11 protein-coding genes are annotated in these 10,300 nt (G+C 56.3%); 10 read left to right on the forward strand and 1 reads right to left on the reverse strand.

What is annotated here, in order from left to right; all coding sequences use genetic code 11:
• Nucleotides 1-382 precede the first annotated feature (382 nt).
• From ACID345_RS02210 to ACID345_RS26535, 9 genes are all read left to right on the forward strand, one after another.
• Entirely contained in the window at nt 383-1,762 is a 1,380-nt protein-coding gene (locus ACID345_RS02210) for a hypothetical protein (protein ID WP_011521241.1), read from the forward strand.
• A 12-nt stretch (nt 1,763-1,774) separates the two neighbouring features.
• A complete protein-coding gene (locus ACID345_RS02215) occupies nt 1,775-2,719 on the forward strand; it encodes a c-type cytochrome (protein WP_011521242.1) in 945 nt (314 codons plus the stop codon).
• 28 nt (nt 2,720-2,747) lie between these two features.
• The gene (locus ACID345_RS25040) at nt 2,748-3,461 is read left to right on the forward strand and encodes a carboxypeptidase regulatory-like domain-containing protein (RefSeq protein WP_011521243.1); all 714 of its coding nucleotides are present in this window, start codon (nt 2,748-2,750) and stop codon (nt 3,459-3,461) included.
• Between the two features lie 79 nt (nt 3,462-3,540).
• The gene (locus ACID345_RS25045) at nt 3,541-4,344 is read left to right on the forward strand and encodes a cytochrome c oxidase subunit II (RefSeq protein WP_011521244.1); all 804 of its coding nucleotides are present in this window, start codon (nt 3,541-3,543) and stop codon (nt 4,342-4,344) included.
• 102 nt (nt 4,345-4,446) lie between these two features.
• Nucleotides 4,447-6,195 (forward strand): cytochrome c oxidase subunit I, encoded by a 1,749-nt coding sequence (locus tag ACID345_RS02230; protein WP_228370723.1) that lies wholly within the window; start codon nt 4,447-4,449, stop codon nt 6,193-6,195.
• A 10-nt stretch (nt 6,196-6,205) separates the two neighbouring features.
• On the forward strand, nt 6,206-6,895 hold the full coding sequence (locus tag ACID345_RS02235; RefSeq protein ID WP_011521246.1) for a cytochrome c oxidase subunit 3: 690 nt from the start codon (nt 6,206-6,208) through the stop codon (nt 6,893-6,895).
• Between the two features lie 25 nt (nt 6,896-6,920).
• On the forward strand, nt 6,921-7,547 hold the full coding sequence (locus ACID345_RS02240) for a cytochrome c oxidase subunit 3 (protein WP_011521247.1): 627 nt from the start codon (nt 6,921-6,923) through the stop codon (nt 7,545-7,547).
• A 12-nt stretch (nt 7,548-7,559) separates the two neighbouring features.
• Nucleotides 7,560-7,868 carry a cytochrome C oxidase subunit IV family protein gene (locus ACID345_RS02245; RefSeq protein WP_011521248.1) on the forward strand — a complete coding sequence of 103 codons (309 nt, stop codon included), beginning with the start codon at nt 7,560-7,562 and terminating at the stop codon, nt 7,866-7,868.
• Nucleotides 7,869-7,875: 7 nt separating this feature from the next.
• Nucleotides 7,876-8,163, forward strand: a complete 288-nt coding sequence (locus tag ACID345_RS26535) for a hypothetical protein (RefSeq protein ID WP_011521249.1) — start codon at nt 7,876-7,878, stop codon at nt 8,161-8,163.
• Nucleotides 8,164-8,177: 14 nt separating this feature from the next.
• Here the strand turns inward: ACID345_RS26535 and ACID345_RS02250 are convergent, their stop codons facing one another.
• The gene (locus ACID345_RS02250; protein ID WP_011521250.1) at nt 8,178-8,885 is read right to left on the reverse strand and encodes a hypothetical protein; all 708 of its coding nucleotides are present in this window, start codon (nt 8,883-8,885) and stop codon (nt 8,178-8,180) included.
• 296 nt (nt 8,886-9,181) lie between these two features.
• Between ACID345_RS02250 and ACID345_RS02255 the strand changes: the two genes are divergently transcribed.
• Entirely contained in the window at nt 9,182-10,288 is a 1,107-nt protein-coding gene (locus ACID345_RS02255; protein ID WP_011521251.1) for a substrate-binding domain-containing protein, read from the forward strand.
• Nucleotides 10,289-10,300 lie beyond the last annotated feature (12 nt).

The following is a 10,300-nucleotide window of genomic DNA, read 5'->3' on the forward strand; positions in this document are numbered from 1 at the left end:
TAGATGACGACGTGTTCATCTAAGTCTTTTGTTTGCACACAATTTTACTAATTTAGGCACGAAAGAGCTATTTGCTTTTGCTTTCGCGAGGGCGTAGTATCCGCAACCGTTTGGGGAATTCACAACCAAACTATTGCTGTCAAGGATTAGGCGCCAATTATTCGGGGAACATTCCCGTTTAGGTAAAGCCAGATGGCATGAGCGTTCGCTCGACGCTCGCCAGAAAGAATGAGCGCTTCGTGCTAATCGTTTTGCGAAGCTACGTTCCAAGGTTCGCTCGCAGATCGGACGAAAAAGCCCGATGAAACCTTGGGATAGAGACGTACAGGGCCCCTAGCTTCTTGCAATTTTTGAAGAGACCAAACTCGTCAGAGGAGCTGCTATGCGGATAGATGTGATCGGGCGTTTTCAGCGCCTGCGCTCGGCAATCGCTTCCTACCTCGCCATGGGGATGCTGCTCGGCATCTTCCTTGCGGCAAGCAGCCAATCCAGTTTTGCGATCGCGGCTTTCGCACGCAAGTACGGATTGCCGTGTTCCGCGTGTCACGATGCATGGCCCAAACTCAATAATTTCGGCCAGACGTTCAAGGACAACGGATACCAGTTGATGAACGACCGCGACGCTCCGATCTGGCAGAATCCGAGCTACTGGCCGGTGGCGTTCCGTATCACACCGAATTGGGACCTCGAGAACACTGGCAGGGTGGCAACCGACCAGGCGCCCAACGGACAGTCGGTCACAACTCACGGTTTCAATCTAAGCGGCCTCGACATTCTCACCGCGGGCACGCTCAACAAAGACATCTCCTTCCTGCTAGTCCCTTCTGCCGATGAAACGGGCGCCTTCCATTTCGAATCAGCTTGGGTACGGTTCGACAACCTGTTCCACAGCTCGTGGGCGAATTTGAAGGTCGGCAAGTTCGAGCTCGACAACCTGATCTCGGAAAAACGAGGTCTCACCCTCTCAGCGAACGGCGGCTCTTACCAGCTTTACCACTTCCTGCCGTTTGGCGACTCGAACCCCTACCAGTTCGGTATCGGCGACAACCAGATGGGAATCGAGTTCGCCGGCCACTCGAAGAACGACTACACGCGTTTCTCGGCCTCGCTGCTCAGCAGTAATGACGGCAACGTGGACGTTCCTTACGGCAGCACGTATGACGGGAGCTTCACCTTCAGCACCGCCTTCAACGCGGGCAGTTTAGGTCTACAGCGAATTGGGGCGCAGGCTTACATCGGGCAGGCCCCGACGTACTACCTCACATCCGGTGGCGGCGATATCCCAGGCACCGGCAAGGGCAATCACGGCTTCAGCCGTGAAGCGGTTTTTGCCCTGCTCTACTTCGGCAAATTCGACGTTACGCCGCTGTTCGGGCACGGTAGCGAGAGCGCATACCTGGCGAATTACGTTTCGACCGGCGGCATGCCCCCGGTATTGCCAGCGGGCTCGCGCGATCCATCGTGGAACAACTTCATGGTGGAATCTCACTACCTGTTCAACCCGCAGTTCATCATGACGTATCGCTACGACGCCATCTACATGACGCAGCAGGCGAGCACCGCGTATCCGGATGATGCCGGCAACACCACGGCGAATACGATTGCTGCCCGCTATTACCCGTTCATGCATAGCCGCGCGGGTTTCGCGCTGCATGGCGAGTTCTCGCACCTGAACCAGAAACACGTTTTCTCAACCACAACCGGAACGTTGCAGGACGTTAGCTACTACAGCGTCTTTGGCGGCATGGACTTCATTTTCTAAACGGTGATGACTATGAATGCGATCACGAAAACTCTGGTTTCCATGAGCTTCAGCCTCGCCATAGCGATCGCCGTCCCGGCGCTCGCACAGGAACCTCCGGGAAGTGGCATGCCGCAGCCGATTCCGCAAACGCCAGCGACGCATGACTTCACGTCCCACATCGGCAAAGTGACGGGCCATGCCGACCACGGCAAGCAGGACTACCGGCGCTGGTGTGTGGGATGCCATGGACCATATGGCGATGGCAACGGAGAAAATGCCCCGTGGATTGATCCCAAGCCTCGCGACTTCACAGCCGCGACCTTCAAGTGCCGATCAACGCCGACCGGTACCCTTCCTACCGACGACGATCTCTTCAACGCGATCACCCGCGGCTTCAATACCAGTAACATGCCGCAATGGCGTCCGCTGACACCACAAACGCGCGCCGACTTGATTGCGTACGTGAAGACCTTCTCGCCGCGGTGGAAGTCAGAAAAGCCGGGCACACCGATCACGATCACGCCTGAAACGCCGGTGACGATTGACAGCATCGCGCGCGGCAAAGCGTTGTTCGTCAAGTTGGAATGCTGGAAGTGCCACGGACCTCTCGGCCGGAGCGACGGCCCCTCGGCAGCAACCCTTACCGATAGCAAAGACCAGCCGATCAAGCCCTACAACTTCTCGACCGGCGGACGCTTGAAGTGTGGCGAGGCCAACGCCGATATCTATCGCGACTTCATGACCGGATTGGACGGGACGCCAATGCCGTCGTTTGCAGACAACGTGAAGCCGGAGGAAGCGTGGGACCTAGTGCACTTCCTGCGTACACTCCAAACCACTCGTCCGAGCAAAGAGAATGAAGTATTGAAGGCGGCAGGCGGTAAGATTCCTGACGTTCCGCCTCCTGCCGCTCCGGCGCAGGAGAACAACCAAGCTCCGCAGCAGGAGCAGAAGTCTCCGAGCAGCGGGAAATAAATTGAGTTTTCTATCCCAGGAGAAACGGATGCGAACGAAACAAGTCTGTACCGCAGCAGCGCTCGCACTGCTGATTGCACCAGCAAGCGTGTGGGCAGGAACAATCAGTGGCAAGGTGACGGTAGATGGCCCGGTTCCGAAGCAAAAGGTTATTGATATGTCGAAGGAGCCGGCGTGCGCGAAGGACTATCCAGCGAGTGATCCGCCGAAAACGGAAACGGCCACTGTAGGTGCGGGCAATTCCTTGTCTGACGTCGTGGTGTATATCTCCGCGGGCGCCAACGACGAGGGCACTGTACCTCCACAAGCGGTAACGCTGGACCAGCACGGCTGCCGATACATCAAACACGTGACCGCTTTACATGTGAATCAGGACATGAAGGTCACGAACAGCGATCCGACCTCGCACAACATCCATCCGCTGGCGAAAACCAACCGCGAATGGAACAAGTCGCAGCCACCCGGATCGCCTGCGCTCGATGCGAAGTTCGACCAGGCGGAATTCATTCCGGTCAAATGCAACATCCATCCGTGGATGCACGGTTACATCGTAGTGCTGAAGACGAACCACTTCGGTGTAACAGGTGCTGACGGCGGGTTCTCCCTGAAGGACCTGCCACCGGGCAAGTACACGGTGACAGCGTGGCAGGAGACGCTCGGGAGTTCGCAGCAAGACGTGACGATCGGTGGCGCCAACGAAACGAAGACGATCAACTTCGTATTCAAAGGCAAGGCGTACTAAAACCAGTCAGGGCCTGTAGCGGGACGCTACGGCCCTCCTTATCTATTTACTACTCGAAGTAGTAAATGAAGGACGACGCATGGGCAAACTCTTCGCAGTGGTGCTGGTGTTGATCGCAATCGGATCGGCGATCCCGATCGTCATGCACTGGTACCCGATGGCGCAGGACATCTCCACGCACGGTCATCTGATTGACGATCAGATGGGCGAGACGATGGCGGAAGCGGGTATTGCCTTCCTTGCCGCGCAGTTCGTGCTCGCGTTTTTCGTCTTTCGATACTCCGACCGCAAAGATCCTGGCAAAATCAGGACTTTCCCGGGCGGCGCCCGGACGATGGTAGTCGCTGCCGTACTGCTTGTCGGGTCAGAAGTGCTGGCGCTGGGAATCTTCGGACAGCGCGCGTGGGCGGGGCAGTACTTCACACCTCCCGGTGCAGATGCCATGACGATCCAAACGCAGGCGGGCCAATTTGCTTTTTACTTCCGCTATCCCGGCGCCGACGGCAAGCTTGGCCAGCAGCATCCGGACAAGATTGATGAAGGCAACCAGAACTTTTTTGGTCTCGATCCGGCGAATGATGTTGAGTCACGCGACGATGTCGTAACTGCCGAGCTCGGCATTCCTGCGAATCGAGAGATCCGACTCCTGATGCACTCCAAGGATGTGGGACATTCGTTCTACGTACGCGAACTGCGGGTGCAGCAGGACTTCGTTCCAGGACTCGACCTGATGGTGCACTTCACTGCGACGAAGCCGGGGAGATACGAAATTGTGTGCACGCAGCTCTGCGGATTGGGCCACTACAACATGAAGGCCTATCTGAATGTGATGACGCAGGAAGATTTCGACGCTTGGATGAAGCAGAAGACGTCGGAGCAATAGGGAATCGAAACGCCGCGTAACGCGCGGCTCGCTCAACATGACGAGAAAAAGCGGGGAGAGCAAATGAGCGGATTGGGTTCAGCAGAAGCATCTCACCAGCACGTGGCACCAACTGGGTTCATTCGGAAGTATGTATTCAGCCTTGATCACAAGGTGATTGGCCTCCAGTATTACGGGTTGGCAGTGGTGGCGGTGTTCATCGGGATGGTTCTTTCCTGGCTGATGCGCATTCACCTCGTGTGGCCGAATTCGCCTATTCCGGGCCTGCACCTGCTAAGCAAGAACGGCGCGCCCGGCGACGTGATGACGCCAGAATATTACCTCTCTCTGCTCACCATGCACGGAACACTGATGGTCTTCTTTGTGCTGACCAATGCTCCGTTTGCCGCGTTCGGTAACTACTTCCTGCCGATCCAGATCGGCGCGGAGGACATGGCCTTCCCGCGCTTCAACATGATGTCGTTCTGGACGACCTTTGCAGCGTTCTGCGTGTTGATTGCAGCGTTCTTCATCCCCGATGGGCCTCCGATTTCCGGCTGGACTGCCTACGCAACGCTCAGCGCGGTGGGAGGCGATGCGGGACCGGGGATGGCTTATGGGCAAACGCTCTGGGGAATTTCGATTGCGATCTTCTGTATCGCGTCGCTATTAGGTTCGCTGAACTTCATCGCGACCACTCTCGACCTTCGTACCAAAGGCATGAGCTTGATGCGGATGCCAATCTGCACGTGGGCATGGTTTATCACGTCGTGCATCGCGTTGCTCGCGTTCGCAGTGCTGCTCCCGGCTTGCATTCTCCTCTGTCTGGATCGGGTTGCGGGAACCAGCTTCTTCATCCCTTCGGGACTGGTTTTCAACGATCACGTCATTCCCCATGGCGGTGGTTCGGCCCTGTTGTGGCAGCATCTCTTCTGGTTCTTCGGACATCCCGAGGTATACATTGCGATCCTGCCGGCGATGGGCATCGTGTCGCACATTTTGATCAATAGCATGCGGCGGCCGCTGCTGAGTCACAGAGTCGTTATCGGCAGTATGATATCGATCGGATTCCTGAGCTACGTAGTTTGGGGACACCATATGTTCGTCAGCGGAATGAACCCGCTGTCTTCGCTGGTGTTCTCGTTCCCGACGCTGATTATTACGATTCCCGCGACAGTGCTGACGCTTATCTGGCTCGGGAGTCTGTATGGCTCGCGGCTTCGGATTAACAGCGCATCGCTGTTTGCACTCGGGTTTATTTCGATGTTCGTAAGCGGCGGCGTGAGCGGGTTTTTCCTGGCTCAGCCTTCCATTGACATCTATCTGCACGCGACCTATTTCGTGGTCGGGCACTTCCACTTGGTAATGGGCGTAGCGGCGATCTTCGGTGTGTTCGCGGGAACATATTTCTGGTTCCCGAAAATGACCGGGCACATGATGAACGAGACGCTTGGGAAGATCCACTTCTGGGGAACGTTCATCGGGGCCTATTGCATTTTCATGCCGTTCCACTATCTCGGCATGGTCGGCAATGTGCGGCGGTATTCGTCGTTTGTGGACGACTTCCTACAGCCCTATCTTCCCCTGCACAAATTCATCACCTTCGCGGCCCTGACCACTGGGGCCTTCCAGATCCTTTTCCTACTCAACTTGCTTTACAGCCGCTTCAAGGGGCCGAAGGCGCCGGTGAATCCGTGGGAATGCACGTCTCTCGAGTGGACGGTTCCATCACCACCGCCGTTCGACAACTTCGGCGGAGTGCACCCGGTGGTCTACCACGATCCGTACCAGTACGGTATAGAGGGCTCGACCGGAGACTACGTGATGCAGTCTTCACCCGAGACGATCGCGGTGGAACGCGACGAGAAGTAAAGGGGACCCGATGAGTGCGTTGAATGAACCACTGAATCTAGCGCAAGCCGTCGAAGTTGAACGCCAAGAGCGGCGTAAGACGAGCGGCGGGTCGACAGTACCGCCGAGTTCTACGAGCGGACGCTTGCCGTCTATAGCGGATCCAGCGGGCGAATCGGTACGTACGGGCGTGTGGGTCGGTCTGGCGACGATCGCGATGATGTTTGCGGCGTTCACCAGCGCCGTCGTCGTGCGCAAGGGCGCTTCCAATGATTGGACCCACATCGTACTGCCGAACATCCTCCTGCTGAATTCGGCAGTGCTGGTGGCAAGCAGCATCACATTGGAGATTGCACGCAAGAAGGTCAAGGCGTATGCGAAGGGAACCGCTCCATCGCAGAGTGTGCCGCTTGCGTGGCTCGGCTCCACACTGGCGCTCGGCTTGATTTTTGTAGTCGGACAGTTCGTAGCGTGGTCGCAGTTGAAAGCCCAGGGCGTATATCTCGCCACTAGCCCGAATGCTTCGTTCTTCTATGTGTTGACGGTGATTCATGCCATCCACGTCGCCGGCGGCTTAGGAGGTTTGACGCGGGTGATCTTGAAGACGAGCGGATCGGTATTCACGCTTCGGCGCAGCACACTCGACGGCACTGCCTACTACTGGCACTTCATGGGTGCGCTTTGGATTTACGTGGTCTCGCTTCTCTATTTGAAGTTCTAGTACAGCCACGATTCGGGGAGGAATTGTGAGTCAAGCTGATATCGCACAGGTTGGGCATGGACCGGCCTATGAGGCGCCACCATTTGCGATTCCGTCGAAGAAATTGGTGATGTGGCTGTTCATCATCTCGGATGCCGTGACCTTTGGCGCCATGTTGTATGGATATGGGTATCTGCGGAACGCGTCTTCGGATTGGCCGACACCGTTCAAGTTCTCGCCGAGCATCGTGAACGTAATGATCATGACTTTCGTGCTCATTACCAGCAGTCTGACCATGCTGATCGGCGTACGAAAGGCGCAGTCTGGCGATAGGTTTGGCGCGATCAACTGGACGTTCATCACTGTACTTCTTGGACTCGTTTTCGCGGGGCTACATATTCGCGAGTGGATCGGATTGATTCACGAAGGTGTCACACTCTCTGCGAATCCATGGGGTTCGAAGCAGTTTGGTGCATTGTTCTTTTCGATCACCGGATTACACCTAACGCACGTGTTCGGCGGAGTGATTGCTTTGACTGTCGTCGCCCTCGGCTTTAAGCGAGGACGATATAAAGCCGCCGACATCGAGATCTGGGGCCTGTACTGGCACTTCGTGGACTTGGTGTGGATGTTCGTAGTGCCGCTCGTGTACCTGTTGAACCTCGAGAAATAGGGAGAAACGACAATGGAACAGACTGCGCGTCAGGAGAGCCTCAAAACCGACATCCTGATCTATGTCGTTATTTTGATCATCGCGGGACTGCAGATCCTGCTCGCCTATCGGCCGGGAACAATCGGAAAGCATGTATTGGAGATGCTGGCGCTCGCAATCGTTCAAGCCGGGCTTGGGATCATGTTTTTCATGCATCTCTTTCAGGAGAAGCGTTTACTGATGATCGCGCTCATCCCCGTGACGATTTTCGTTCTTTTGATGATGAACATGTTCTGGAGCGACAGCTTCCGGCTGATCCACATGAAGCCGTGGGCGAACTGAGCCGACGATGAAAAATTTTGCTCGAGTGTTGCTATTTCAAGCAGTCCTGCTCGCTGCTACAGGACTGTTTGGCCAGGGTTGTGCCCTTTGCTATACGCAGGCCGCAGCTTCAGGCCCGAAAATGATTAGTGCATTGAAAAGCGGAATCATCGTGCTCATGGTTCCGCCATTCTTTATCTGCCTTCTCATTACCAATCTGAGCTACAAGAAGCGAAATCAGTTTCGTTCCTCACGCCTGTCCGGAGCGGCAGGATCCTCAGCGATCGAATCTGAGAATGCCGACCTCGGCTGGTAAGCCACCCGACTCCGTCACTTGGAAGCGCTTGCGGACGATGTCAGCACGTAAGTTGTCATCCTATCGACTTCCACATTGAATTTCGCCGCTGAGAGTGTGATGCGGTTGTTTGAATCGTAGCTTTCAACGACGCCTTTCATCATCACCCGATGCTTGGAAATCTGTGAGGATGGCGAGGAAGCTTGCGGTCCGGAATCGCGGTCAGAATCGCGTCCCGGAAATTTCTCTTGCGATACCGGATTATTTGGATCGGGGTATGCGCCGCCTCCATTCCACTTTCCTGGGCTATTAGCCGCGTCGGGCGGCTCAAAGGAGAGGTCCTGAGGACGGGTCGACGCCATGGGATAGATCCATGCGCAAAGGTCAACTTCGAGCGGAGTTGATTTGTCGCGCCATTGCAGCGAATGCATCCGGACCGCAAGGTGAGAAGGGGCGTCGCCGTTACGGGCGACCGACTCCGTCACTTCTCCCGAGAAGATCGCGTTGCGAGGGTAGACAAATCCATTTACCAGGGTTGCGACGACGAGTTTCGCCAGGACCTTGGTTCCGACCGGAGTTTTGCCGGCCTGAATTTTCTGCTGCATGACAACTGGATATTCCTGGACCGGCGCTCGCACCGCAGACGATGCCGTTGTCGAGGATTGCGCGATGGCGCCGCAGGGAAAAAGCAGGAGCAGAGAAAACAACCTGAGCGACGAAAAAATCTGAGGACTGCGCAGCATGCTCCACCTCCCGTGTGCGCTCACCGTGGGCCCCACTCCGAACCGCAATATACGCCCTTCTGAATCGGGCTGCTCCCCCTTGACGGGTTAGGGGTCTCGAAAAATACTCGCGAAGCATGGTTGCTATCTCCGGGTAAGACGCTAAAATGCGCGGCACGGCAAATTGCCGTCGACGTACACGACGCGGGTTCAAACTTACGCTACCTCGATTTTTAGAGAAATTCCGAGTGCCAGCACTTTATGATGCTGTGAAATCAAAAGAAATTTCAAGCGAGTCGCGTGCGGGGTGACGAGCATTGACCAGGAAGAGACGCGGGATTCATCTCATCGCGGAGATGGCGCAGGTGTCCATCGGCACGGTGGACCGTGCGCTGCACGGGCGAAACGGAATCAGCCACGCGACGCGCGAACGGATCCTCCAGATCGCGCGGGAAATTGGATACACGCCGAACCTTGCTGCTCGCGCTCTCTCGGCAGGGAAAGCCGGAGTGCGCATCGGAGTTTGCATTCCGCGCGAAATCCATTTCTTCTACGACCAACTCTGGGGCGGAGTGCTCGAAGAAGCCCGCCGCCTGGAGCATATGGGCGTTGCATTCGAGTTCCGGCCGGTACGAAATCTCGGCGAGGGCGATACCGAGGCGCTGCGTGAATTGATCGAGGACGGCGTGGATGGCGTCATTCTCACCGCAGGAAATCCAGATGGATTGACGCCCCTGGTGAATGAGGCTGAGGGCCGGAACATTCCTGTCGTCTGTGTATCTACCGACGCTCCGGAGAGCCTGCGTTCCAGCATCGTTTGCGTTGAGCCGAGACTCAATGGCCAGCTTGCCGGCGAGTTGATGGGAAAGTTCGTGCCCGCAGGATCGAAGGTTGCCGTGGTTGCCGGCATGCTCACTGCCATGGACCATCTCAGCAAGACGGAGGGCTTCTCGGTAACGTTCCCGAAACACTGCCATGGCGGCCAAATCGTGGGCGTTATCGAGGGCCACGAGGACGAGGACGAAAGCTTCCAGAAGACCTTCGATCTACTGGGTAGAGTTCCGGACTTGGCTGGTCTTTACGTCAACACCGTGAACTGTCTTCCCGTGTGTCGAGCACTTGGGGCGCGCCAACTCGCAGGGAGAGTCAAACTGATTACGACCGACTTGTTTGCGGAGATGGCGACCTATTTCGCCAAGGGCACAATCACCGCATCGATCTACCAGCAACCCCACCGACAAGGCCAACTGGCGGTCAGATTACTCGCCGACAACCTCACGGCAAACCAGCCATTTCCGCCTACTGTGCACTTAAGTCCTGGGGTTGTCATGTCTTCGAATTTGCACCTTTTCCGCGAGATGCGTCGCAGTGAAACGAAGCTTCCGGACGTGGTGCGCGTGGCCTCTCTCGCCACGAAGGTGTAGGAACTTTCCTTA

This window comes from Candidatus Koribacter versatilis Ellin345, assembly GCF_000014005.1.
GTDB classification, from domain to species: Bacteria; Acidobacteriota; Terriglobia; order Terriglobales; family Acidobacteriaceae; genus Korobacter; species Korobacter versatilis_A.